Source organism: Sphingomonas sp. Leaf67, assembly GCF_001421965.1.
GTDB lineage: Bacteria > Pseudomonadota > Alphaproteobacteria > Sphingomonadales > Sphingomonadaceae > Sphingomonas.
This window is the reverse complement of sequence record NZ_LMLP01000004.1, coordinates 1-25,897: the sequence shown is the minus strand read 5'-3', so window position 1 is coordinate 25,897 and position 25,897 is coordinate 1. Positions and strand designations below refer to the sequence as shown.

The 25,897-nt window shown below is 66.2% G+C and carries 19 protein-coding genes and 1 pseudogene; 13 read left to right on the top strand and 7 right to left on the bottom strand.

Features of this window, described 5'->3' with window-relative positions:
• Positions 1–4 precede the first annotated feature (4 nt).
• From xdhA to ASE90_RS06765, 5 genes are read left to right on the top strand one after another with little or no spacing between them, the layout of a single operon-like run.
• Entirely contained in the window at positions 5–1,411 is a 1,407-nt protein-coding gene (xdhA, locus tag ASE90_RS06785) for a xanthine dehydrogenase small subunit (RefSeq protein WP_055998134.1), read from the top strand.
• Positions 1,411–3,723, top strand: coding sequence for a xanthine dehydrogenase molybdopterin binding subunit (xdhB, locus tag ASE90_RS06780; protein WP_055998131.1), 2,313 nt, complete (start codon positions 1,411–1,413; stop codon positions 3,721–3,723). Before xdhA ends, xdhB begins: the two co-directional genes overlap by 1 nt.
• Positions 3,720–4,670 carry a xanthine dehydrogenase accessory protein XdhC gene (gene xdhC, locus ASE90_RS06775; RefSeq protein WP_055998128.1) on the top strand — a complete coding sequence of 317 codons (951 nt, stop codon included), beginning with the start codon at positions 3,720–3,722 and terminating at the stop codon, positions 4,668–4,670. Before xdhB ends, xdhC begins: the two co-directional genes overlap by 4 nt.
• On the top strand, positions 4,667–5,956 hold the full coding sequence (gene guaD / locus ASE90_RS06770) for a guanine deaminase (protein ID WP_055998125.1): 1,290 nt from the start codon (positions 4,667–4,669) through the stop codon (positions 5,954–5,956). Before xdhC ends, guaD begins: the two co-directional genes overlap by 4 nt.
• Complete coding sequence (locus ASE90_RS06765) at positions 5,956–7,053, top strand: nucleoside hydrolase (RefSeq protein WP_082449635.1); 1,098 nt, start codon at positions 5,956–5,958, stop codon at positions 7,051–7,053. Before guaD ends, ASE90_RS06765 begins: the two co-directional genes overlap by 1 nt.
• A 280-nt stretch (positions 7,054–7,333) precedes the next feature.
• Here the strand turns inward: ASE90_RS06765 and ASE90_RS06760 are convergent, their stop codons facing one another.
• Entirely contained in the window at positions 7,334–8,251 is a 918-nt protein-coding gene (locus tag ASE90_RS06760; RefSeq protein WP_055998122.1) for a LysR family transcriptional regulator, read from the bottom strand.
• A gap of 228 nt (positions 8,252–8,479) precedes the next feature.
• On the opposite strand from ASE90_RS06760, the gene ASE90_RS06755 reads away from it, so the two are divergent.
• Genes ASE90_RS06755 through ASE90_RS06745 form a run of 3 tightly spaced genes read left to right on the top strand, consistent with a single transcriptional unit; the run spans position 8,480 to position 13,501 of the window.
• Complete coding sequence (locus ASE90_RS06755) at positions 8,480–10,972, top strand: TonB-dependent siderophore receptor (RefSeq protein WP_082449634.1); 2,493 nt, start codon at positions 8,480–8,482, stop codon at positions 10,970–10,972.
• A gap of 56 nt (positions 10,973–11,028) precedes the next feature.
• Entirely contained in the window at positions 11,029–12,132 is a 1,104-nt protein-coding gene (locus ASE90_RS06750; protein WP_082449633.1) for a purine nucleoside permease, read from the top strand.
• A gap of 10 nt (positions 12,133–12,142) precedes the next feature.
• Complete coding sequence (locus ASE90_RS06745; RefSeq protein ID WP_055998119.1) at positions 12,143–13,501, top strand: 8-oxoguanine deaminase; 1,359 nt, start codon at positions 12,143–12,145, stop codon at positions 13,499–13,501.
• Between the two features lie 3 nt (positions 13,502–13,504).
• Here the strand turns inward: ASE90_RS06745 and ASE90_RS06740 are convergent, their stop codons facing one another.
• Entirely contained in the window at positions 13,505–14,947 is a 1,443-nt protein-coding gene (locus ASE90_RS06740) for a nucleobase:cation symporter-2 family protein (RefSeq protein ID WP_200910813.1), read from the bottom strand.
• Between the two features lie 198 nt (positions 14,948–15,145).
• Between ASE90_RS06740 and ASE90_RS06730 the strand changes: the two genes are divergently transcribed.
• Together ASE90_RS06730 and ASE90_RS06725 are read left to right on the top strand one after the other, a co-directional pair.
• Positions 15,146–16,159 (top strand): adenosine deaminase, encoded by a 1,014-nt coding sequence (locus tag ASE90_RS06730; RefSeq protein WP_055998113.1) that lies wholly within the window; start codon positions 15,146–15,148, stop codon positions 16,157–16,159.
• A gap of 129 nt (positions 16,160–16,288) precedes the next feature.
• Positions 16,289–16,840, top strand: a complete 552-nt coding sequence (locus ASE90_RS06725; protein ID WP_055998110.1) for a phosphoribosyltransferase — start codon at positions 16,289–16,291, stop codon at positions 16,838–16,840.
• Positions 16,841–16,919: 79 nt separating this feature from the next.
• Here ASE90_RS06725 and ASE90_RS06720 read toward each other — a convergent pair whose 3' ends face one another.
• Together ASE90_RS06720 and ASE90_RS06715 are read right to left on the bottom strand one after the other, a co-directional pair.
• A complete protein-coding gene (locus ASE90_RS06720; RefSeq protein ID WP_235531699.1) occupies positions 16,920–18,491 on the bottom strand; it encodes a GH39 family glycosyl hydrolase in 1,572 nt (523 codons plus the stop codon).
• A gap of 23 nt (positions 18,492–18,514) precedes the next feature.
• Positions 18,515–19,690 (bottom strand): glycoside hydrolase family 5 protein, encoded by a 1,176-nt coding sequence (locus tag ASE90_RS06715; protein ID WP_200910811.1) that lies wholly within the window; start codon positions 19,688–19,690, stop codon positions 18,515–18,517.
• Between the two features lie 638 nt (positions 19,691–20,328).
• Here ASE90_RS06715 and ASE90_RS06705 point away from each other — a divergent pair.
• The gene (locus tag ASE90_RS06705; protein ID WP_055998101.1) at positions 20,329–20,511 is read left to right on the top strand and encodes a hypothetical protein; all 183 of its coding nucleotides are present in this window, start codon (positions 20,329–20,331) and stop codon (positions 20,509–20,511) included.
• Positions 20,512–20,595: 84 nt separating this feature from the next.
• On the top strand, positions 20,596–21,036 hold the full coding sequence (locus tag ASE90_RS06700; protein WP_055998098.1) for a MucR family transcriptional regulator: 441 nt from the start codon (positions 20,596–20,598) through the stop codon (positions 21,034–21,036).
• A gap of 257 nt (positions 21,037–21,293) precedes the next feature.
• Here ASE90_RS06700 and ASE90_RS06695 read toward each other — a convergent pair whose 3' ends face one another.
• Entirely contained in the window at positions 21,294–21,644 is a 351-nt protein-coding gene (locus tag ASE90_RS06695; RefSeq protein ID WP_055998095.1) for a DUF3147 family protein, read from the bottom strand.
• A 188-nt stretch (positions 21,645–21,832) separates the two neighbouring features.
• Positions 21,833–24,640, bottom strand: a complete 2,808-nt coding sequence (locus tag ASE90_RS19025; RefSeq protein ID WP_162235062.1) for an MHYT domain-containing protein — start codon at positions 24,638–24,640, stop codon at positions 21,833–21,835.
• 183 nt (positions 24,641–24,823) lie between these two features.
• Here ASE90_RS19025 and ASE90_RS06685 point away from each other — a divergent pair, with 183 nt between their 5' ends.
• Complete coding sequence (locus tag ASE90_RS06685; protein ID WP_055998092.1) at positions 24,824–25,231, top strand: response regulator; 408 nt, start codon at positions 24,824–24,826, stop codon at positions 25,229–25,231.
• A gap of 563 nt (positions 25,232–25,794) precedes the next feature.
• On the opposite strand, the pseudogene ASE90_RS19585 reads toward ASE90_RS06685, so the two are convergent.
• Positions 25,795–25,897: pseudogene (locus tag ASE90_RS19585) on the bottom strand (IS481 family transposase); the annotation flags it as partial.

Here is a 25,897-nt window from a genome sequence, read left to right as displayed (position 1 = left end):
GGTCATGACGGTCCGCTTCCTCCTCGACGACACGATCGTCGAGATCGCCGATGCCGCACCGACCGCGACGCTGCTCGATCACCTGCGCTATCGCCTGCGCCGTACCGGAACGAAGGAAGGTTGTGCCGAGGGCGATTGCGGGGCCTGCACCGTGCTGGTCGGTGAACCGGTCGATGACGGCGTCGCGTGGCGGGCGGTGAATGCCTGTATCCTGTTCCTGCCGATGATCCACGGCAAGGCGGTGCTGACCGTCGAGAGCCTGTCGCAGGGCGGTGCGCCGACCGCGCTCCAGTCGTGCATGGCGCGCAACGGCAGCTCGCAATGCGGCTTCTGCACGCCGGGCTTCGTCATGTCGCTGTATGGTCGCGCGGTCGGGGCGGCCGGGCACGACCTGCCCGTCGCCGATGTGATCGCGGGAAATTTGTGCCGGTGCACTGGCTATGGCCCGATCCTCAACGCCGCACGCGACGTCCCCCGGATCGATCGCGACGACCGGCAACTGGCCGCCGCGCTGCGCGAACTGACGGCGATGGATGCACCGGAAGCGCGGCCGACATGGTTCGCACCGCGATCGACCGACGAACTCGCCGCGCTGCTGATTGAACATCCGCATGCCCGGCTGATCGCCGGCGCCACCGACGTCGGCCTGTGGGTGACGAAGGGACTGCGCGACATCGATACGCCGATCTTCATCGGCGACGTGGCCGAATTGCGCACGATCACCGAAGATGTCGCCGGGGTCACGCTGGGCGCGGCGGTCCGCTATGCCGAAGCGCATGATGTGCTCGCCCGGTTGCATCCCGATCTCGGCGAGCTGGTGCGGCGGATCGGCGGATTGCAGGTGCGCAATGCCGGCACGATCGGCGGCAACATCGCCAATGGCTCGCCGATCGGCGACGGTCCGCCCGCGCTGATCGCGCTCGGCGCGACGCTGGTCCTGCGCCGGGGCGACCAGCGGCGGACGCTGGCGCTGGAGGATTATTTCCTCGCCTATGGCAAACAGGACCGCGCACCCGGCGAGTTCGTCGAGCGTATCCACATGCCCCGCCCCGCCCCCGACGCGATCGTCCACATCGCCAAGCTGTCGCGCCGGTTCGACAGCGACATTTCGGCGGTCTGCGGCGCGTTCCATCTGACCTTGCGTGATGGGATCGTCGCCGAGGCGCTGGTTGCGTATGGCGGCATGGCCGCGACCCCGCGCCGCGCCCCGGCGTGCGAGGCCGCGTTGACCGGCGCGCCGTTCACCGAAGCCACCGTCGCCCGCGCCGTCTCGGCGCTCCGCGAGGATTTCGCGCCGCTGACCGATGTCCGCGGCAGCGCCGCCTATCGACAGGAAGCCGCCGGCAATCTGCTGTGGCGGCTGTGGCACCGCGAACAGGGCGAACCGGTGTCGGTCCGGGAGGTGCTGTGATGGCCGATCGTGCCGCACCGCCTCCGGTCCGATCCGACGTAAAGCCGTCGCTGCCGCATGACAGCGCGCTGCTGCACGTCACCGGGGCTGCACGCTATATCGACGACGAACCCGAAGCCGCCGACCTGCTGCACCTTGCCTTCGGCCAGTCGACCGAAACCCATGCCGGGATCGTCGCGATCGACCTGTCGGCGGTGCGCGCCGCGCCCGGTGTCGTCGCGGTCTTCACCGCAGCGGACATACCGGGCCATAACGACGTCAGCCCGGTCGCGCATGACGACCGGCTGCTCGCCGATGGCGAAGTCCTGTATCGCGGCCAGCCGGTGTTTCTGGTGGCCGCGACCAGCCGGGGTGCGGCGCGGCGGGCGGCGCGGCTCGGCAAGATCGAATACGCCCCCCGCCCCGCGCTGCTGACCATCGCCGACGCCCGCGCCGCTGCCTCGCTGATCGAACCGACCCAGCGCATGGCACGCGGCGATGCTGGCGCCGCGCTCGACACCACACCGCATCGTCGCTCGGGCAGCTTCGCGATGGGCGGACAGGATCATTTCTATCTGGAAGGCCAGATAGCCCTTGCCCGACCGGGCGAGGACGGACAGGTCCATATCGCCAGCTCGACCCAGCATCCCAGCGAAGTGCAGCATCTGGTCGCCGATCTGCTCGGCGTCACGTCGGCGGATGTGACGGTCGAGGTCCGCCGCATGGGCGGCGCGTTCGGCGGCAAGGAAACGCAGGCCGCGCCCTTCGCCGCCGCCGCCGCGCTGGTCGCGGCCAAAACCGGTCGGCCCGCCAAATTCTGTTGCGACCGCGACGACGATATGGTGCTGACCGGCAAGCGCCACGACTTCACCGTCGATTATGATGTCGGCTTCGACGACGATGGCCATATCCTCGGACTGGTCCTCCGGCTGGCGTCGCGGTGCGGCGCGACGGTCGACCTGTCGCCGGCGATCAACGATCGCGCCATGTTCCACGCCGACAACAGCTATTGGTTGCCGGCAGTCGAGATCCTGTCGGAACGGCTGAAGACTCACACCGTTTCTGCCACCGCCTTTCGCGGTTTCGGCGGGCCGCAGGGGATGCTGGCGATCGAACGGGTCATCGATGTCGTCGCCGCGTCGCTGGCGCGCGACCCGCTCGATGTGCGCACCGCCAACCTGTACGGGCCGGGGCGTGACGTCACGCCCTATGGCATGACGATCACCGACAATATCGCGCCCGCGCTGATCGCCCGGCTGCGCCGCGACAGCGACTATGACGCCCGCCGCGCCGCCGTCCGCGACTTCAACGCGCGTCATAAGGTGCTGAAAAAGGGGATCGCGCTCGCCCCGGTAAAGTTCGGGATCAGCTTCACGACGACCCATCTTAATCAGGCCGGGGCGCTGGTGCACGTCTACGCCGATGGCAGCATACAGGTGAACCATGGCGGCACCGAGATGGGTCAGGGCCTGTATATCAAGGTCGCGCAGGTCGTGGCCGACGTGTTCGCCGTGCCGGTCGGCGCGGTGCGCATCACCGCGACCCGCACCGACAAGGTGCCCAACACCTCCGCCACCGCAGCCTCGTCGGGGGCCGACCTGAACGGCATGGCGGCGTTCGAGGCGGCGCGCACGATCCGCGACCGGCTGGCGGGGGTCGCCGCGTCGATTGGCGGCTGCGAACCCGACGCCGTGCATTTCACGCCGACGGGCATCGTTGCGGGGGCCGAGACGATCCCCTTCGCCACCCTGTGTCGCAAGGCGCATCTGGCGCGCGTGTCGCTGTCGTCGACCGGCTTCTACGCGACTCCGCACATCGCCTATGACCGTGCCGCCCATCGCGGTCGCCCCTTCTACTATTTCGCGTACGGCGCGGCCTGTGCCGAGGTGGTGGTGGACACGCTGACCGGCGAACATCGCGTGCTGGCGGTCGACATCCTCCACGACGTCGGCCGGTCGCTCAACCCGGCGATCGATCTGGGGCAGATCGAGGGCGGCTTCGTGCAGGGGCAGGGCTGGCTGACGACCGAGGAACTGGTGTTCGCCGACGATGGCCGGTTGCTGACCCATTCGCCCGCGACCTACAAGATCCCGACTGCCGCCGACCGCCCCGACCGCCTGTCGATCGCGCTGTGGGACGGGGAGAATGTCGAACCGACGATCAACCGGTCGAAAGCGGTCGGCGAACCGCCGTTCATGCTGGCCCAGTGCGTCCTGTCGGCACTGGGCGAAGCGGTGGCGGCGACCGTCCCCGATCGACGCGCCTTTCCCCCGCTCGACGCGCCCGCCACGCCGGAGGCGATCCTGCGCGCGATCGCCGCGCATCGCGCATGACCGGCGACTGGATCGCGCGTCTGCGCCGTGCCGCGCTAGCGGAACCGGTCGCGCTGGTCACCGTCCTCGCCACCGAAGGATCGGCTCCGCGCGGCGCAGGCACACGAATGGCGGTCGGCGCAGCGGCCTCGTTCGACACGATCGGCGGCGGCGCGCTGGAGCATCAGGCGATCGAACAGGCACGCTCGATCCTCGCCTATCCGCCGGGCAGCTGGCGGGTGCAGGATTATCCGCTCGGCCCCTTGCTCGGCCAATGCTGTGGCGGGCGGGTGCGCCTGCTGATCGAGCGGGTCGACCCGGCGGCGCTCGAATGGCTGGATGCGGCGGCTGCCGGCACGACGCTCACCACGACGCTGCACGCCGGGAGCATCGCGCGCGCACCCGATCCGACGGCGGCGATCCTGCCGCTATCGGCCCGTGGCGCGCGTCCCGCGGCGGGAACGACATGGTCCGAACGGCCCGGCGCGTGGCAGCGGCCGCTGTATCTGTTCGGGGCCGGCCATGTCGGGCAGGCGATCGCCCGTCGGACCGCCGGCCTCCCGCTGCGGCTCGCCTGGTTCGACAGCCGTCCCGAACTGGCCGATACACCGGGGGTGACGATCGTCGACGCGGATCGCCTGCCCGCCTGCCTGTCCGATGCGCCCGACGAAGCGGCCGTCGTGATCCTGACGCACGACCACGCGCTCGACTATGCACTGACCAGGGCCGCCCTGACCCGTGCGCCGCTCGCCTATGTCGGACTGATCGGCTCGGCGACCAAGCGCGCCCGGTTCCTTGCCCGGCTGACCTGCGAAGGGATTTCGACCGACGCCCGCGCGCGGCTCACCTGTCCGATCGGGCTGGCGACGATCCCCGGCAAGGAACCGGACGTCATCGCCCTGTCGCTCCTCGCCCAGCTTCTCACCCTCGCCAACGCCGACGCGCGCATCACGCCGGAGTATCCATGACCCTCCGCCTCTTCCGCGCCGAACTGCTGTCGGTTTCGGCCGATCCCCGTGATGATCCCGGCGCGATCCGGCACGAACCCGATGGGCTGCTGGTGGTCGAGGACGGGCTGGTCGTCGCCCGCGGCGATCATGCAGCACTGGCGTCGCGGTTCGCCGGCCTGCCGGTCGAACGCCTGCCCGGCATCGCCGTCCCAGGCTTCGTCGACGCGCATGTTCATTATCCGCAGATGGACCGGATCGCATCGCACGGCGAACAGCTGCTCGACTGGCTCGAACGCCATATCTTTCCCGCCGAAATGGCGTTCGCCGATCCGGTGCATGCCGCCACCGTCGCCGACGCGTTTCTGACCGAGCTGCTGCGCAACGGCACCACCAGCGCACTGGTATTCCCGACCGTACATCCTGCATCGGTCGACGCGCTGTTCGACGCGGCGCTCGACCGGCGGATGCGGATCGTCTCGGGGAAAGTGCTGATGGACCTCGGCCCCGACGGCCTGCGCGACACCGCCGAAGCGGGCCGCGCCGACAGCGAGGCGCTGATCCGGCGGTGGCGCGGGCGCGGGCGGCTCGGCTATGCGGTGACGCCGCGCTTCGCGCTGACCTCGTCCGACGAACAGTTGCGACAGGCCGCTGCCGTGCTCGACGCCAACCCGGATGTCCTGCTGCACACGCATCTCGCCGAAAACAGATACGAATGCGCCGCCGTCGCCGAACGCTTCCCCGCGGCGCAAGACTATCTCGACGTCTATGACCGGTTCGGGCTGGTCGGTCCCCGGTCGGTGTTCGCGCACGGCATCCACCTGACCGATCGCAGCTGCGCGCGGATCGCCGAAACCGGAGCAGGGATCGCGGTCTGCCCGACTTCCAATCTCTTCCTCGGTTCGGGCTTCTTCGATTTCGGACAGGCCGATGCGCACCGGATGCGGCTGGGCCTTGGCAGCGATATCGGCGCGGGCACGTCCTTTTCGATGCTGCACACCGCTGGCGTCGCCTATCAGGCCGCGCTCGCCCGCGAAATGCGGCTCGATCCGTTCCGGGCGCTCTATCTGGCGACCGGGGGCAGCGCGGCGCTGCTCGGCATCGCCGGCCGGGTCGGCGCGCTGCTGCCGGGACAGGAGGCCGATTTCGTCGTGCTGGACGACGCCGCCACGCCGCTGCTCGCGCGGCGCACCGCCGGGGCCGATCTCGCGGCGCGGCTGTTCGCGATGCAGGTGCTGGGCGACGACCGCACCGTGCGACGAACGTACATCATGGGCGAGTGCGCTTGGGATCGGGGGACGGGTTGATGCGGAAGTTCTTGTTCGGCCTGATGGCCTTGCTGGTGGCGACGATGCCCGCGCAGGCGCAACCGGCACGCCGCCTCGTCATCATCGACGACGAAGGCTTCGGCCTTGCCCATGCGATGCTGCTCGATGCTCCCGATGTCGAGGTGCTCGGGATCACGACGGTGACCGGCAACGTCTGGGCCAATCGCGCGACGGCGATGGCGTTGAAGGGCGTCGAGCGGATGGAGCGGACCGTCCCGGTCATGCAGGGCGCGACCTATCCGCTGGTCAATTCCGAGGTGCTGACGGAGCGTTGGGAAAGCCTGTACGGCAAGCTGACGTGGAAAGGCGCATGGATGCGGCAATGGGTCGAACCGACCCGGCAGAGCACGCCCCCCTATTACCGCGCCGACGATCCGGTCGACCTGCCCGGCGGCAATCCGACCACCCGCCCCTCGCCCGAAATCGCCGCCAATTTCCTTTTACGGATGGTCCGGGAACATCCGGGACAGGTGACGATCATCGCGATGGGGCCGCTCACCAACCTCGCGCTGGCCCAGCGGCTCGATCCGGCCTTTGCCGGCCTTGCGAAGGAGCTGGTCTATATGGGCGGCAGCCTGAACCCCCGACAGGTGCGCGACAGCGTTTCGGCAACCCAGTTCGCCCGCGAATTCCTCCACTCCCCGCGCCGCGAGTTCAACGCGCGCTTCGATCCCGAAGCGGCCAGCATCGTCTCGCGCAGCCCGTGGCGGCATATCACGATCATCCCCGCCGATCCGTCGACCGCGACCGAACTGACGCCCGCGCTGATCGCCCGGCTGCGGGGCGCGTCGCCGCCCGCCGTCGCCGCATGGATCGCCGCGCTCGAACCCGGCTTTCCGCTGTGGGACGAAATCGCCGCCGGCGTCTGGCTCGACCCGACCATCGTCACCGCGCGCGACACCGCCTTCGTCGATTACGACACGCAGTTCGGGCCGAATTACGGCGACATGCTGTCGTGGAGCACCGGCTATCAACCGGGTATCGGCGAACAGCGCGCCGAGGTGATCCGCACGATCGACCCCGCCCGTCTGGAAGCGATGATGCTGCGACTGTTGTCCCGTCCTGCCGTGCGCTAGGACCGATCGACCTTCAGCGATAGCCACGGAATTTCGTCATTCCCGCGCAGGCGGGAATCCATAGACGCCGACGGTTCGGCTCGATCCGCGACGCTGGCGTATATGGGCTCCCGCCTGCGCGGGAGTGACCAAAGGGAATCGAACGCTATTCCTGCGCCCAGCGAACTGAAGGTCGATCCCGCCTAGGCCTGATCGACCTTCGTCGGACGCGGTCGCCTGTTACTCCCCTCCCTTGTCAGGAAGGGAAGCGGGCCAGGGGGTTCCCGAACGCCGATCGGCCCTACGCCGGCGGGATATAGGCGAACTGGGTGAACCCCGCCTCGATCTCGCGCAACACCATCGTGGCGGCATAGGACGGGGTACGTGCGGTCGCAGTGCACAGCGCCAGCGTCATCGGGCGCAGCACCTTGTCGACGATGCGGGTAAAGGCCAGCGTGCCGGCACGAACCTCGGTCGACACGTCCAGCGAGGTAAGGATGCCTACGCTTCCCCCCTCCTGAATCAGCGAGGCGATCATCTGGATATTGTCGGACGTCGCCCGGCGGTGGAGCGAGACACCAGACGTCGCCTGCAGTATGTCCACCTGCTGATGCACCGCCAGCGGGGCGGCGGGGAGGATCACGGACTCGCCGTCGCAGTCCGAGAACCGGACGTCCGACCGCTGCGCCAGCGGATGGTCGGGCGGCGAGACGACCCCCAGCACGACATCCACAAAGGCGCGAACCGTCAGCTCGCGATAGGATTGCGGATCGAACAGGATGCCGAAATCGACGTCGTTGGCGGCGATGGCGCGGCGCACCTGCTCGTTGCCCAGCACCTGCACGCCGATGGTGATGCCGGGATGGCTTTGCTGGATCGCATGAATCGCGGCGGGCATATACCCCTTTGCCAGCGCATCGATCACCCCGATGTCGACATGACCGCGCTTCAGCCCGCGTAGATCCTCGATCTGCGACAGCGTGTCGCCCAGCTGCTTTTGCCAGCGTCCGCCCGCCGACATCATGACCTCGCCCGCCGCCGTCAGCCGCAGACCAGTCGGCAGGCGTTCGAACAACTGCACGCCCAGTCGCGCTTCGGCATTCAGGATCTGCCGGTCGATCGCCGACGCCGATACCGACAGTTCATCGGCGGCGCGCCGGATCGACCCGAGCCGCCCCACCGCCATGAAATACCGGATGAACCGCGATAGGGCCGGCATGCGCTAATTTTTGCAACGGATCGTCGTCATCATTGCGTTTGAATGCAACGATCGCCCCCCGTACGTCAATTATGAAGTCAGAATTGTGACGCGGTCGCCGTCTGGCTGCCCGTTCGAAACGAGCTGGCGACGACGGCGGACAACGCCGCGCACATGCCGGGAGAGGCGGGGAACAACAGCGACGGACCGATCCGGGGGAACCGATCGGACGTCATAGGGGGGCTGACCATGACCATGCTTGCTCGTTCGGTATCCATCGTCGGGAACGATCCGAAATCGACGCGTCGCACCGGCGCCGCGCTGCTCCTGTCGCTGCTGTGCGGGACGGCACTGGCCGCGCCGGCACAGGCGCAGGAACTTGCTGCGACTGCGACCTCTGCCGAAACCGAGCCGCAGGACGGCAACGAGATCGTCGTCACCGGCTCGCTGAACGCGCTGCCGGTCAAGGACGTCGGATCGGTCTTCGGCTTCGACAAGACGCTGGTCGAAACGCCGCGCTCCGCCTCGACGATCAGCGACGAACAGATCGAACGCTTCGGCATCACCGACATCTATGATCTGGTCGCGCAGTCGCCCGGCACCTTCACCAACTCCTTCTTCGGGGTCGGCGGCGCGCTCGACATTCGTGGCACGCCGGGCGAAACCTATTTCCGTGGCGTCCGCCGGCTCGACAATGCCGGCAACTATCCGACGCCGATCGCTGCGGCCGACCGGATCGATATCGTCCGCGGCCCGGCCTCGCCCATCTATGGCCCGTCCAAGACCGGCGGTTATCTGAACTTCGTGCCCAAATCGGCGCGGGTGGCGGGCGGGGCGTTGCTGAGCGCGCCGCGCGGTGAGGTCAGCTACACCGGCGGCAGCTGGGACCGCAACAACCTGCGCGCCGAAGTGCGCGGCCCCGCCCGCATCCTCGGTGCCGATCTCGGCTACAGCCTGTATGCCGAGATCGAGGATTCGGGCAGCTATTACCGTAACATGTCGACCAAGCAGACGATTTTGCAGGGTTCGTTCGATCATCAGCTGACCGACCGCATCCGCATCGAATTCGGCGGCCAGTACCAGAATTTCAAAGGGCAGCAAAATGGTGGCTGGAACCGGCTGACCCAGCAGCTGGTCGATGACGGCACCTACATCACCGGTACCGCCAAGCCGCTCGACACCAGCGGCGACGGCCAGATTTCGCAGGGGGAAATCAAGGCCTCGATCCCCGGCGGCCTGTCGATCTTCGGCAACTTCACCTGTCCGAACAGCAGTTTCAGCCCGTTCGCCAGCGGCTTCACCGACGCCTGCTTCACCCAGACCTATCCGCAGCTCAACCTCGTCAACACCGGCACCACCAAGCTCAGCCGCCGTGACGTGCTGACCGGCGTGAACGACAAGCTGACCAACAAGCAGACGACACTTTACTACGACGTCACCTACGATGGTGCCGACAATCTGACGGTCAAGAACCAGCTGTTCTTCGACAATACGCAGAACATCAACAACAATGATTACGGATTTTCGCAGCGGGTAAAGTCCTACGTCATCGAAGACAAGATCGTCGTCGCCAAATCGATCGAGACGAGCGTCGGCAAATTCTCTGCACAGGTGTCGCCGTCGATCCGTTACGTCAATTTCGACTATGGCGACGATTTCGACTTCGAATATTTCCACCGGGTCGACCTGACCCAGGGTTATACCCCGGCATCGAACCGGCTGCTCGCGAACGAATGCAATTGCGGCTATACCGACCGGGTCTTCGGACACACCACCGACTATGGCATCGCCGGGCTGTTCGACCTCGACTTCGCCTTCGGGCTCGATCTGCTGCTGGGCGGACGCTATGACAAGGTCGACGCATCGTCGCGCTACGACGCATCGGTGATGGACCGGGTGCCGACCCTCAATTCGGCAAAGGGCAGCGACGATGGCTGGTCGTGGACCGCGAGCGCGTCGTACAAGCTGCCGTTCGGCATCATTCCTTATGCGACCGCGTCGCAGCAATCGACGATCGTCGTCGGTCAGGGCGCCGAAGTACTTCCCGAAGCCGTGGCATCGGCATTCATGTCCACTTCCCGCCTCTATGAAGGCGGCGTGAAGGGGAGCTGGCTGAACGATACGCTCTATGCCGCGCTGTCGGTCTACAAACAGAACCGGACCGATTTCAACATCCAGTCGATCACCGTCAACCAGGCGGTCGAGACGAAAGGTGTGGAAGCAGAGACGCGCTGGGCGGTCGACCGTCATCTCCTCATCACCGCCGCCTATACCCATACCGAAGTGGTCAACCTGACCGGGCTGGAAAACGGATCGCTGTTCAGCTTCTTCGGCATCGACGATCTGGTCAACGTCACCAACCCGACCCTGCATCTGGGCGGGCAACCGATCGGACTGGTCCCGATCAACAGCCGCAGCGACGCGCGCCGCGCCGGCATTCCCGCCAATCTCTATTCGGCGACGGCGACCTATGGCTTCGACAACGGCCTGTCGTTCAGCGGCAGTCTGGTAAAGGTCGATTCGGTGTTTTCAGGTCAGTCGCAGGCGGTACGCCTGCCCGGCTATACGCTGCTCGACCTGTCGAGTTCGTACCAGACCGGCCCGTGGCTGTTCCGCGGGGTGGTCAAGAACGCGACCAATGCCCGCTATTTCCGCGCGAACTTCACCGAATTGTTCGGCAGCACCATCGTCCTGCCCGAACGTCCGCGCAGCTTCCTGGCATCCGCCGTCTATAAATTCTGATGGCGTTTCCGGGGAGGTGGCCGAACGCCCCCTCCCCGCCCGCCGGAGTATCGATCATGCACGCTTTCGTCACCGGCCTGTTGCTTGCCGCAGCCGCGCCCACTCCGTCCGCACAGGCCGCACCCACGGCGCTGCCCGCCGTCGCCGCGCCGCTGTGCGCCATCGCCGCACCCTGCGCCAAGCCGCTGCCGGTGCGGATGGTCGTCGTGACCATGTTCGAAATCGGCAAGGACGAGGGCGACACCGCCGGCGAGTTCCAGTTGTGGAAAACGCGGCGCAATCTGCACCAGCGCATTCCCTTCCCCCACGGCTTTCACGACCTGTATTACAACCCGGACACGCAGATACTGGGCGTCGTCACCGGGGTCGGATCGGTACGGTCGGCGGCGGCGATCACCGCGCTCGGCCTCGACACCCGGCTCGACCTGTCGCGTGCCTATTGGCTGGTCGCGGGCATCGCCGGCATCGATCCGGAGGATGCCTCGATCGGTTCGGCGGCATGGGCGCGCTTTGTCGTCGACGGCGATCTGGCGCACGAGATCGACGCGCGCGAAATCCCCAAGAACTGGAAAAGCGGCTACTTCCCGCTCGATCGCAAGGGGCCGGACGATCCCGCTCCGCCGCGTACCGATGGCGGTGAGGTTTTCGCGCTCAACCCCGACCTGACCGAGTGGGCCTATCGGCTGACCCGCGACGTGGCGTTGCCCGACGATCCGGGCATCGCCCGCGAACGCGCGCGCTATACCGACCATCCCAATGCGCAAAAGCCGCCCTTCGTGCTGATCGGCGACCAATTCTCGGCGATGACCTTCTGGCATGGCGCGCTCCTCAATCGCTGGGCCAACGACCACACCCGCTATTTCACGCAGGGCAAGGGGCAGTTCGTGACCAGCGCGATGGAGGAAACCGGGACGCTGCAGGCGATCGAGTACCTGTCGCGGATCGGGCGGGTCGACAAGGATCGCGTCCTCGTCCTGCGCACCGGCAGCAACTATACCCTGCCGCCGCCCGGCGTCACCGCCGCCGACTATCTGCTGCGGGAGAATGAAGGCTATGCTGGTCTGAACGCGTCGGTCGAGAGCCTGTACCGGGTCGGCGACAAGGTGGTGACCGAATTGCTCGCCCACTGGGATCGCTACGGCAAGACGCCGCCCAAATGACGCTGTCGAAATGACCCTGACCGTCCTGCATTCGGCCGCCATGCTCGTCACCATGGACGATGACGGGCGCGAGATCGCCGACGGTGCGGTCGCGTGGCAGGACGGGGTCATCACCGCGATCGGTACGACCGCCGATCTGGCACCGCTGCGCCAGCGCGCCGACCGGACGATCGACGCGCGCGACTGCGTCGTCACGCCGGGGCTGGTCAACACGCATCATCACCTGTTCCAGTCGCTGACCCGCGCGGTGCCCGGCGCGACCGATGCCTCGCTGTTCGGCTGGCTGCGACGGCTCTACCCGATCTGGGCGCGCTATCGCCCCGACGACGTCCATGCCGCGACCCGACTGGGCCTCGCCGAACTGGCGCTGTCGGGCTGCACGCTCAGCAGCGACCATCTCTATCTCTTCCCGAACGGTGTCACCCTCGACGACACGATCGCCGCCGCCGCCGATATCGGGCTGCGCTTCCATGCCACCCGCGGCAGCATGAGCGTCGGCGAAAGCGCCGGCGGCCTGCCGCCCGACGCGCTGGTCGAGCGCGAACCCGCGATCCTTGCCGACACCATCCGCGTGATCGACCGGTTCCACGACCCCGCCCCCGGCGCGATGGTCCGCATCGGCGTCGCGCCCTGTTCGCCCTTTTCGGTCAGCGAGGGGCTGATGCGCGACGCGGCACTGCTCGCGCGCGACAAGGGCGTGATGCTGCACACCCATCTGGCGGAGGACGACGACGACGTCGCCTTCTCGCTCGCACGGTTCGGCTGCCGGCCCGGCGTCTATGCCGAACGGCTCGGCTGGACCGGGCCGGACGTGTGGATGGCCCATGGCGTCAAGCTCGACGCCGACGAGATCGCGCTGTTCGCCGCGACCGGCACCGGTGTCGCGCACTGCCCCTGCTCGAACTGTCGACTGGGTGCAGGAATCGCGCCCGTACCGCGGATGCTGGCGGCGGGCGTGCCGCTGGGACTGGGCGTCGACGGATCGGCCTCCAACGACAGCGGAAATCTGTTGCAGGAGGCGCGGCAGGCCCTGCTGCTCCAACGCGTGGTCGGTGGTGCCGAAGCGGTATCCCCGCGTGCCGCGCTACGGCTCGCGACGCGCGGCGGGGCGGAAATGCTCGGACGCGACGACTGCGGCGCGCTGACCGTCGGCCGGCGCGCCGATCTGGCGGTGTGGGACGTGGCGACGGCGTCGAATACCGGCGCGTGGGACGTGGTGGCCGGGCTGGTGCTCTGCCCGCCCGCCGGCGTCCGCGACCTGATCGTCGAGGGGCGGACCATCGTCGCCGGCGGCGCGTTGCGCAGCGCGCCGCTGCCCGCGATCCTTGCCGACGCCCGCCGGTCGATCGCGCGGCTCCAAGCGCCCTGATCCTTACGCCATTGGGTCGTCGCTACTCGACCGCCCGCTGAAAAAGGCATTGAGGCCGACCGCGCTGATCGACGCCAGCACGATGCCCGAATGGAGCAACGGCGCGAGCGCGGTCGGCATCGCCTGAAAGAACCGGTCGGACAGGACCGGGATCAATCCGACGGCGATCGACACCGCGACGGTCACCAGCCGTTCGAAGGTCAGGTCGACCGACCCCAGAATGCGAATGCCGGTCGCCGCGATCATGCCGAACATGACCAGCGCCGCGCCGCCCAGCACCGGCAACGGCACCGCCGCGACCAGCGCCGCCAGCTTCGGACAGAGACCGAGCGCAAGCAGGATGACCCCCGCCCCTGCACACACGAAGCGCGACCGCACCCCGGTGATGCTCAACAACCCGATATTCTGCGCGAACGAGGTGTAGGGGAAGGTATTGAACACCCCGCCCAGCAGCGTGCCCGCCGCGTCGCCGCGCAGCCCGCGCACCATCTGGCCGCGATCGACCGGCCGGCCGACCATCTGCCCCGCCGCCATGAACATGCCGAAGGATTCGATCATCACCGTCATCATGACGAGGCACATCGCGATCGACGCCGGCACTTCGAACGTCGGCCATCCGAACTGGAACGGACGCACCAGCGCGAACCACGGCGCATCGCGGACCGGCGTCAGATCGACATGCCCCATCGCCCCGGCGACGACCGTCCCTGCGACCGTGCCGACGAGCACCGCGCCGCTGCGCAACAGGCCATGCCCGAACCGCATCAGGCACAGCACGACGCCGAGCGTCAGCAGCGCGAGCAGCAGATGGGCCGGTGCGCCATATCCGGGATCGGTCGGCTGTCCGCCCGCCGTCCAGTTGATGCCGACCCGCATCAGGCTCAATCCGATCGACAGGATCACCGTCCCGGTCACCGCCGGCGGAAACAGGCGCGACACCCGGCCGACGAACGGCGCGATCAGGAACCCGAACAGCCCGGCGATGATGACCGCCCCGTAAATGCCGCGCAGCACCGTCTCGGGCGGCGATCCTTCGGCATGGCCGGTGGCGATCATCGCCAGCATCGGGCTGATCGACGCGAAGGTCACGCCCATCACGATCGGCAGGCGGATGCCGACCTTGGGCAGGCCCAGCGTCTGGATCAACGTGGCGAAGCCACAGGCGACCAGATCGGCGCTGATCAGCAGCCCCAATTGCGCGGGCGGCAGGTCGAGCGCACGGCCGACCACCAGCGGCACCGCGACCGCCCCGGCATACATGACCAGCACATGCTGGAGCGCCAGCGGTACCAGTCGCCGGGCGGGCAACACCGCATCGACGCCGTCCGCCTTCCGGTCGTCCGCCGGTGCGAACGCAGCATCGGCCAGCCCCCGCCCCGCGAGGGGCAACTCCGTCGTCGCCGATTGCATGGGGTGGGTCTCCGTCCACTGATCGATGACGGTCATGGTATCGGCATCGAACCGCCTGCCACCAGCGCCGTTTCTGGCACGAAGCGATCGAGAAAAGGCATCGCTCGCCGCCGGGATGCCGCATCCGGCCGATCACCGGCAGAATCTCGGGTCGGGAGGCTATCGCCGGCGGCGGCGATTGCGCATGGTGGGCATGCATCGCGCCACGATGCGCAATCGATGGAGCCTGCCAGCATGACCGATGACGATTTCATCACCGCCCTGCCCAAGGCCGAACTGCATCTGCATATCGAGGGCAGTCTCGAACCGGAACTGATGTTCGACCTTGCCCGGCGGAACCGCGTCGACATCCCGTTCCGTTCGGTGGACGAAGTCCGCGCCGCCTATGCCTTCTCCAACCTGCAGGACTTTCTCGACATCTATTATGCCGGTGCCGACGTGTTGCGCACCGCCGAGGATTTCCACGACCTTGCGGTGGCCTATTTCGACCGGGCGGCGGCCGATGGCGTGGTGCATTCCGAAATCTTCTTCGATCCGCAAACCCATACCGATCGCGGTATTCCGTTCGACGTGGTGATGGAGGGACTGCTCGCCGGCATGACCCGCGCGCAGCAACGCCATGGCCTGACGTCGAGGCTGATCCTGTGCTTCCTGCGTCACCTCGACGAGGACGCTGCGTTCGCCACGTTCGCGCAGGCGGAGAAGTGGCTCGACCGCATCGATGGCGTCGGGCTCGATTCCTCGGAAGTCGGCCACCCGCCGTCGAAATTCGCGCGGGTGTTCGCCGCCGCCGGCAATGCCGGTCTCAAACGCGTGGCCCATGCCGGCGAGGAAGGGCCGCCCGCCTATGTCCATGAAGCGCTCGACCTGTTGCGGATCGACCGTCTCGACCACGGCAACCGCGCGCTCGAAGACCCGCTGCTGACCGCCCGCCTCGCCCGCGAAGCGATGACGCTGACCGTCTGTCCGCTATCCAACCACAAGCTGTGCGTTGTGCACGACATGGCGGATCATCCGATCGACCGGATGCTCGCCCTCGGGCTGCGCGCGACGATCAATTCGGATGATCCGGCCTATTTCGGCGGCTATGTCGCGGCGAATTACCGCGCCGTCGCCCGGTCCCGGCAACTCTCCCGTGCGGACCTCGTGACGCTGGCGCGCAACAGCTTTCTCGGGTCGTTCATGGACGATGCCGCGATCGCCGGCCACCTCGCCGGGCTCGATGCCTTTGCCCGGACCGCCGACTAGGCAGGTTCCGTCCTTCGTCTCGGCAGGGGTCGGGCTGCTTGCGCTTTCGGCGGACGGCCGACAATATGATCGCGGCGTTTCGGACGGATTTTTCGCGCGCGCCAACCGTGCAACGATACTGGAAGTCTTGTGGTCACCAAAGTCTATCTGTCCGCCGATCGCCTGCTCGAGGATTCCTTTCGCCTCGCCAATCTCGTCTTCGATTCGGGGTTCCGGCCGACCCATATCGTCGGCATCTGGCGCGGGGGCGCACCGGTGGGCATCGCGGTGCAGGAACTGCTGGAATATCGCGGTATCCAGAGCGATCACATCGCGATCCGCACCACCTCCTACACCGGCATCGACCGGCAGGACCCGCAAGTCCGCATCTACGGCCTCGGCTATCTGATCGACGTCCTCAACCCCGAGGATCGCCTGCTGCTGATCGATGACGTCTTCGATTCCGGCCGCTCGATCCGTGCGGTGCTGAAGGAGCTGAAAGAACGCTGCCGCAACAACATCCCGGACGAAGTGAAGGTCGCGACCGTCTATTTCAAACCATCGCGCAACGTGACCGACCTGAAGCCCGACTATTACGTCCACGAGACCAACGACTGGTTGATCTTCCCGCACGAGATCAACGGTCTGAGCGAAGCGGAAATTCGCGCGCACAAACACGGCGCCGACGTCATCCTGCGCTGAACGTCATCCTGTCCACCCGGCAGGAAAGGGCAATGGAAGGCAGGACGCCCCGCGACGCCCGCCATCCCGTCGAAGCGCGTTACGATCTGGTCAGTTCGATCATCACGACGTCGTGGTCGTGCATCGGTAGATCGACGCGTGCGATGCCGTCGCGGCCGACGGCGATGCTACGGACGACGGCGGCATCCTTCGTCAGCGATTGCAGCGATCCGAGTTGCGCCGACGTCAACGTCGCCGGGCTGCCCATCCGAAGGTAGCGGGTATAGGCGTCGTTGCGTTCATATCCGGTTCGCCGGACCGACAGGCGATAGGCCCCCGGCTTCAACCCCCGCGCCTGAATCCTCAGGTCCGGTGCCCCGGCAGGCGGACGGATCCTGGTGAAGAACGGCCGGTTGCTGACGTTTTGGTCGGGCAGCACGTCGCGCCATGCCAGCACCTGCAACGCATTGCCCCGCAAGGTCGCGATGCTCGCATCGTCGCCGGTCGGGAGTTCCCGGTCGCCCAGTTCCGCCAGATATTTGTACGCGAACCACGCCGCCTTGCGAATGCCCTGTGGGTTCATCAGCCCGAAGCCGCCCTCGAACGGCTTGCGCTGCGGCCCGGGCTCCTCGAACAGATCGCTATAGGTCCAGTAGCTCATGCCCTGCGCCAGCCCCTCGGTCCGGCGCAGCTTGGACAGGATATAGGCGGCGCCGAGATAATCGTCGTGGATCGGATCACGCGGATTGTAGCTGGTGCTCCATTCGGTGAAGAACAGCGGCAGGCCGGCATAGCGCGTCGCGTCGATCTCCCCGCGCACCTTGCGGACGTCATCGACGATCGCGTCGGGGTTGCGCGACAGCTTGTTGTCGCCTTCGCCCTTTTCATCGAGGAAGCCGCCTTCGACGCCATAGGTATGCGTCGTGACGAAATCGATCGGGAGCTTCTCGCGCTCCACATAGCGCAGGAATTCGGGCACCCACGCGGCACCCGCGGTCGACGGCCCGCCGACGCGCAGCGCGGGGTCGATCGCCTTGATCGTCCGCGCGGTGCGGCCGTAATAGTCGAAATAGGCCTGCCGATCGCCCTTCTCCCAGAAACCGGCCAGATTGGGCTCGTTCCAGAATTCGAAATACCAGCTGTGGACTTCCTGTTGGCCGTAGCGCGCGATCATATGCCGCACGAACGCATCGACCAGCGCCGTCCACTTTTCGGGCTGCGGATGCGAGGTGTTGCCCTTCCAGTAGAAGATGGTCTGATCCGACTGTTTCATGGCATCGGGCGTGAAGCCCAGTTCGACGAACGGTTTCAGCCCCATGCCGAGCAGCCGGTCGTAGAGATGGTCCAGCCGGGTCCAGTCATAGACCGGCCTGCCATTCTGCTCGCGATAGGTACCCAGTTCGTCGGCGAAGACGTGATGGAAGCGGATGTAGCGGAACCGCAGTTCCTTCTGCACCGTCGCCAGCTGCGCCAGACTGTCCTCGCGGATCAGCGTGCCGGGGAAGTCGGACCCGATCGACATCTGCGCCATGCGATCGCGCGGTCTGGTTTCGCCGCGCACGTCGACGACGATCTCGCGCGCCGCCGCGCGTTGCGCCATCGCCGGAACGATGCTCGCCGGCGTCAGGACCATGCCCAACACCATCGCCGAGGCGAGCATCGCGCGCCGCACGCAACCGCCTATCGGAAGGTTCATCACTTCGCTGCGTCTACGATCGCCTCGACGATATCGGCATGGACAACGCGTGCCGCAGCGCGATCGAACAGGCCGAGGGTGTGATTGCCGGTCGGACCATTGTCCCAATAGATCGGGACCATGCCGTGCTGCACCGCCGACCGGGTGACATAGCGGTCCCATGCGGTCCGGTACTTGCCGGCCGGATCATACTCCGTCTTGGCGATCGCACCATATTCCCCCAGAATGACGGGAATGCCCCGGTCGGCGAACGTCACCTTCACCTTCCGGAACGCCGCATCGACCCCCTCTTCGTTTCCCCATGCCTGAACGGCCTTCGGGTCGGTCGCGCCCGCGCCCCATTGCCAGATCGCGCTCTTCTCGTTCAGCGCGAAATCATAGGGGTCGTAATAATGCACCTCCATCATCATCCGTCCGACAACGCTGTCGGTCGGGAGCGTGGCGTTGCACGCGATGGTGTGATCGATGTTGGTGTTATAGCCCTGCACGATCAGATAGCGGCTCGCGTTACCGCCGCCGGTCGCGCGCACCGCGTCGACGAATACCTTGTTGAAACCGTTCTGCACGGCGCAATGTTCGGCGGTTGGCGCGTTGTAATTGTCCTTGACCATGACTTCGTTGGTGCCGGCGAACAACAGGCGGTCGTCCTGGTCGCGGAACCGCGTGGCGATCTGCGTCCAGAAGGTCTTGAGGCGCGCGTTGGCTGCCGCCTGATCGGCATAGGTCGGTTGCAGCCAGCCCCCGTCCCAATGGACGTTGATGATGACGATCAGTCCGGCCTGTCGCGCCTGATCGACCACCTGCGCGACGCGGTCGAACCATGCCGACCCGATCCGGTCGTTGGCGTCGGCATATTGCTTCCACGAAACGGGCACGCGGATGCTCTTGAAACCCGCCGCCGCGACCGCGTTCAACAGCGCCTGCGACACGACCGGATTGCCCCATGCCGTCTCTTGCGAAACGGTGGTCAGAGCGGGCGCGTTGCCGATCGCCTCCAGCGAATTGCCGAGGTTCCAGCCGGGCACCATCTGCGCGGCGAACTGCGTCGCGGTCGTCGTGGGTGACGGCGTCGTGGCCGGTGTCTGTATCGGTGCCGGCGTGACCGTCGCGGTTGGCGTGGCCGACACGCTTCCCGACGCGTTGCCGGCACCGGAACAGCCGGTGATGATCCCCATCGCGAACACGGCCAGGCCAGCGTTCCAACTTGTACGCATAGAAACCCACGAATGCTGCACGATATTATCCTCTTCCTGACAATGCTTGTTCTATACGGCGGGAGCCGGATTGTTAGCCCTGAACCGACCGACCGGCAGCACGACACCGGCGGATGGCGGCGGCAGCGATAGTGTCGTCGATCCTTCGGCGGTTCGCTGTATCGCACAGCATGACTGCCCCGCGACCTGATGACGATCGGTGAACGGGGCCATGCGGGCAAGATCGCGTTCGGCGCGCCTCGTTTCGCGGCGACGACCATCGCGCAGCACCCCCGACAGAGCATCCGTCCCGCCTTCCGCTGTCCGACTGGCCGACACCATTGTGGTCGAAGGGAAGCATTGTTGGTCGCCGATGACCGACGCAACGCCGATCGCGGTTAATGTCGGCGCGATCCGGCCAGAAAAATATCACGCCAGATATTCGCCGAAACGGCCTGCATCAGTATGAAGTGTCAATCAATCGGCCGTACTCCCGACTAACGATCGCGTTGTCCGCTGCGGATCAAGATCGGCAGCGGTAACGAGATCGACGGAGTTCGTATTGCACTGGACGATATGCCAAAACGGCCGCATAGGATTGCAATATGCTGAGAACCAGAATGAAGCGGCTCGCTGAAAAAAGCGAACGGACCGAGCAGCGTGTCGTCGCCATGGAAGCTGCGATCGTGGCGCTCGACAATGACGACCTTCTCGACCTTGCCGATATCTTCGATGCAAAGGCGGACAATCCGATCAAGGAGATCGCCAAGTTCGAGATGATCAGACGAGGGATCAGTCTTTAATCTATCCTGTTGACGGCTGAAGACATTGAATCGTTATCATCTCTGGCCTAGCTAGAAGATACCAATAGTACCGGATGTAAGCGAATGACTGAAATAACGAACACGATTGAACTTGCGACCGAATTGACGGTAGCGTGGCTGGGCAATTCCAACACGCGCGCGACGACGGCCGACGTACCGGCTTTCCTCCAGGCAATGCACGAAACGTTGACGAAGCTCGACGCGCCGGAGACCGCGGTCGTGGAAACTGGGGGCGAGAACGAAGAATACACGCCGGCGGTATCGGTGCGCAAATCGCTTGCATCGCCGGACCACATCCTGTCGATGATCGACGGAAAGCCCTATCGTACGCTGCGCCGCCACCTCTCCAGCAACGGTCTGACCGCGGACGAATACCGCAAGCGCTACAATCTGAAGGCTGACTATCCGATGGTCGCGCCGACCTACAGCGAAAGCCGTCGGGCAATGGCCAAGACGATCGGTCTCGGTCGCAAGCCACGCGGCGCGGCAGCGAGCGAAGCATAACGAATGGCCATATCTGCAACGGCGCAGGTGCGCCGCTGCAGATACGAGGCTTATCCGCTCCGTCGTGGTGGCTTCGTGATCCGTCCGCCGATGACGGCAAGCGGACGCTGACGCTCCGCCGTCGGCAACCCGACCGGGATCGCATCCAGCACGCATCGGATCGTCGTTGTGGACGATCCTTTTCCGCTACCCCTGCGCGCCGAGCAGGGTGCCAGCACGACGCCGAACGGCGAACCGCTGGAGGGATGCATCCCACATCACAGGCGCAGCCCGAACCGCGGGGCCAGCACGGTCATCGCCGAGTAGAGCATGATCGTCAGGATGCACCCGAGCGTCAGCGCCAGCCAGAACGACAACCCGGCCCGCAACAGCACGGGAATGAGCAGGAACATCGGCAGCGACGGAATGACGTACCAGAAGGTTGCGCCAGCGTGCGCGGCCATGTTCTCGGCGTCGGGCTTGTCGCGCCACAACCATATCATGCCGAGCACGGAGACAAGCGGTAGCGAGGCGATCAACGCGCCGAAGCCCGGAAACCGCTTCGCCACTTCGGATGCGACCGCGATCAGGATACCGGAGACCAGCGCCTTGAGGGCAAGGTAGAACATCTGCGTACACTCTCCTCGGTATTTCGCCACGCCGACCGACACCGGGAAATATCCGCAGCGGCAGACGGCCCGTACCTGCATTGCCGCGCGGTGACCATCCGCCGAACTCATCGCCGACAAGGGCCGTGACAGCAAGGCGTTGTGCGAATGGCAAGCGGGTTGGCAGAACCGCAGCGCAGGCACCGGGATCAGACGCCTGCAGGTACCTCCGCAGACACGCGGCCGGACTGCGCTTCGCGAAGACCTGCTGCCAGTTCGTCCTTGCGGAACGGCTTGCTTAGCCGCGGCAAGGCCGGGTCCAGTCCCTCGATATCGGCATAGCCCGACACCAGAAGCGTCGGCGTGCCCGGTCGCATTGTCCGGATATGCCGGATAAGGTCGGTCCCGCTGATGCCGGGCATCAAATGGTCGGTGACGACCAGGTCGAAGTGCCGGCCGTCCTCGACGAACCGCATGGCCGCTTCGCCGGAATCGGCTTCGACGACGGCATAGCCGAAGTCGGCCAGCATGGCGGCGGTGCTCATTCGCACCAGTATTTCATCGTCGACCAGCAACGCCACACCCGATGCCGTCGTCGACGCGACGACGTCCGGCACCCGACCGGCTTCGGCCGCCGTTGCGCTCTCCGGCAGCCAGAGCTCGACGTTGGTGCCCAGACCCGGGCTGCTCTGGATAGTGAGCGCACCGCCCAGCTGGGATGCGAGTCCATGGACCATGGACAGGCCAAGCCCGGTCCCCTTCCCCACCCCCTTCGTCGAGAAGAACGGTTCGATCGCCCTTGCCTGCGTTTCGCTGTCCATCCCCTGCCCCGTGTCGGCGACCGACAGACGCAGATAATGGCCGGTCCGCAGGTTGGAACGATGCGCCGTACGGATCGACTCGCGGCTTGCCGAAATGCGCAGCGTGCCGCCGTCCGGCATGGCGTCGCGCGCATTCACCGCGAGGTTGAGGATCGCCATCTCGAGCTGGTTCGGGTCCGCCATGGCCGGCGGCAGATCGGCCGGGGCATCGACGATGACCCGTATCTGCGGCCCGGTCGTGCTCGACACGAGGTCGCCCATGCCCTCGATCAGCGCCGCGACATCGACCGGTACGGGTTGCAGCGGTTGCCGCCGCGCGAACGCCAGCAGCCGTTGCACCAGCGTCCGCGCACGCTCCGCCGATTGCACCGCCCCGTCGATCAGTCGCCGCTCCCGCTCGTTCCCCAGGCCCTTGCGTTGCAGCATGTCGAGGCTGCCGAGGATCGGCGTGAGCAGGTTATTGAAGTCGTGCGCGACACCGCCGGTCAACTGGCCCATCGCCTCCATCTTCTGGCTTTGACGCAGTGCCGCCTGTGCCTCTTCCCGCGCGCGGATCGCCGCGTCGACCCGCACCTCCAGCGTCGCATTCAGCTCACGCAGCGCGTCCTGCGCCTCCCTGCGCGTCGTGATCTCCAGCGCGGTGCCGGCCACCCGGATGCAGTTGCCCCGATCGTCGAAGATACCGCGCCCCTTGGCGGCCACCCACCGGACGACACCGTCGTCCCGGCCGATGCTCCGATACTCCACGTCGTAGAATGCCCGTCGCGCGGGATCGATGGCGGCGGCGAACGCCCGTGACGTGGCGTCGCGGTCGTCGGGGTGCAGGCCGTCGTAAAAGTCCTTGAGGGTCACCGGCATGTCGGGGGCGATGCCGAACATCGCTTTCGTGCGCGGTGGCCAGATCAGCTCGTCCGCAACCAGATCGACGTCCCAGAAGCCGATATCGGCGTTATCGACGGCGAGCCGAAGCCGCTCCTCGCTCGTCCGGAGTCTAGCCTCCGCGCCGATCCGCTCGACATGCGCCCAGCAGCGATCGGCCACCTCCTTGACGAGGTCGATCTCCTCGACGGTCCACCGCCGCGCCCGATCCTGATGGACCGCCATCATCGCGGCGAGGCGGCCGTCCTTGATGAGCGGGCAGCAGATGATCGCGTTGATGCCGATCGCGTGAAACATTTCGCTCCCTTCGCCGGGACCGATGTCAGCGGCGATGTCGCGCAGGACGATGGGCGATCCGGACCGCAACGCCGCCGCCGCACCCGGCCCGAAGCGATCGAGGCTATACTCGCCGGCCGAACTGTCGTGCCCGGGGGCCGTATAATCGCTTCGGATCCAGAAGCGGTCGCCATCGGCATACACATCGGCATAGGCGCAACGCGAAGCGCCAAGCCGGGTCCCGAGCGCGGTCGTGGCAATGGTCATCGCTTCCATGGCGCCGCTGGCGACGAACAGCCGGTCGTTGAGATCGCTGAAAAAGCGAACGCGCGTTTCCCGGCGCGCAATGCCCTGCAGCATGCGCTCCAGTTGCACTGCCGCCAGCGCCAGCAAGAGCACGATCAGCGTGACCAGGCTGATCGCCGTAGCCAGAAACGCTTGGTCGAAACTTGCCACGCCGCCCACCGCGACACCGGACACGGACGTCTGGGTGAACGTCGCGGCATACATGCCCGAATAGTGCATGCCGGCGATCGCCGTGCCCATCACCACGGCGGCGATGGCGCGGCGACCGACCTGCTGGTCCTGCGTCGCCAGCCAAACCGCACCCGTGGCTGCACCGATCGCAACGATGACGGAGATCGCGACCCACAGCGGATCGTAACGAACGATGGCCGGCATCCGCATCGCAGCCATCCCGACATAATGCATCGTCGCGACACCCGCACCGATAAGGAGGCCCGCGACAAGGGTCCGGCGCATCGTCGGTGCCGACCAGTCGATCAGCGCAAGGCCGCCGCCCGTAAATCCGATCGCAAGCGCCAGCGAGAAGAGGGTCGGTACGAGGTCGTAGCGCACAGCCACGCCCGGCATGCTGAACGCCAGCATCGCGACGAAGTGCATCGACCAGATACCGCCGCCAAGCGCCGTCGCGGCGGCAACCAGCCATATGCGCCGGGCACTTCGGCGTAACTCGCGAATTCGCCCGGCAAGGCTGAGCGCCGTGAAAGCCGCGGTGATCGCGACGATCGTCGAGAGCATAACGAGGTATGAGTCGTGAACGCCGTGTAGAACCATGGCGATGACGATTTCATACGTCCCGTCGCTTCGCAACCTCGACGACCGTCGGCCAGTTCGTACCCGTTTTCCTGCGGTCGACAGCTGGCATGCCGGGAAACGACATCGTCAGTGGAAACTCCAATGGTCTACAGCGGTTGAGCCGTCATGACCCTGTCCACCGTTCCCTACGCCATCGTCGTCGAAGACGATCCCATCATTATGATGGAGACGACGTATATTCTCGAGGATGCCGGCTTCCGGGTCCGGGAGAGCTTCGACGGCGATGAAGCAGTCGTCCTGCTCGACGAACACTGGGAAAGCACCGTACTCCTGTTCTCCGACGTCGACATGCCGGGGTCGATCAACGGCTTCGCGCTTGCGCGGCACGTGGCGGCACGGTGGCCGCAGATCGAGATCGTCATCGCGTCCGGTCACGTCTCCCCGGCGGATGGCGACATGCCGGAACGGGCGACCTTCATCACCAAGCCCTTCAACCAGCGGATGGTGCACGAACATCTCAGCAAGATCCTGCCCGACGAGAAGAAGCCCGAGCCACTGAAGAAGGCGGTGTAGCGGGGTTGGAGCAGCACGTGACCCGACGTCGGGCATGGGAAGCCGCGCGATCGTCCGCATGGCGCTTCCCGACAGATCAGCCATGGGCAGGATACGCCCTCCAATGGTCCGGGATGCCTCGACCCTCCTATGGCTATCGAACCACGTAGCATTGCCTCTTGCCTTCCCGTCCGCCTCCAGGACGAAAAGCAATTTTGGGGGATGATGTGCCGGGCATCGTGCCGGCCGGGAAGGTCGCCCCGAACACCGGACGCCATCATGTGTTTGGCTAAGCGGTCACTTTCGCAGAACCGTATGCGGTGCCGGCAACGGTCATGCCCGCTTGTCGTCGAGATCGCCGCCGACGAAGATCGTACCCTTCCGGGTCAGGGATTGAATCGCGACCGAGGTCGTCGACGCGGCTGAAGATAGCGGCCAGTCGGGCAAACCGGGCTACACGGCGTTGAACGCATCGTCCTCGGCATCGGCAGCACCCGCATTCATCGCGTGGCGACATTCCAGTCCGCGCCGACCCACTGGTCGAACAGCCCCGGATCGATCAACCCGGCCCTTCGCGGCGGGGCCTAGTTGTTTAGTCCCGGCATCTGGTGGATCGGGTTGACGATGAACCGGTCTGGCTCTGACGTCCAGATCTTGGCGATGTATTCGTAGGGCGTGAGGCCGCTG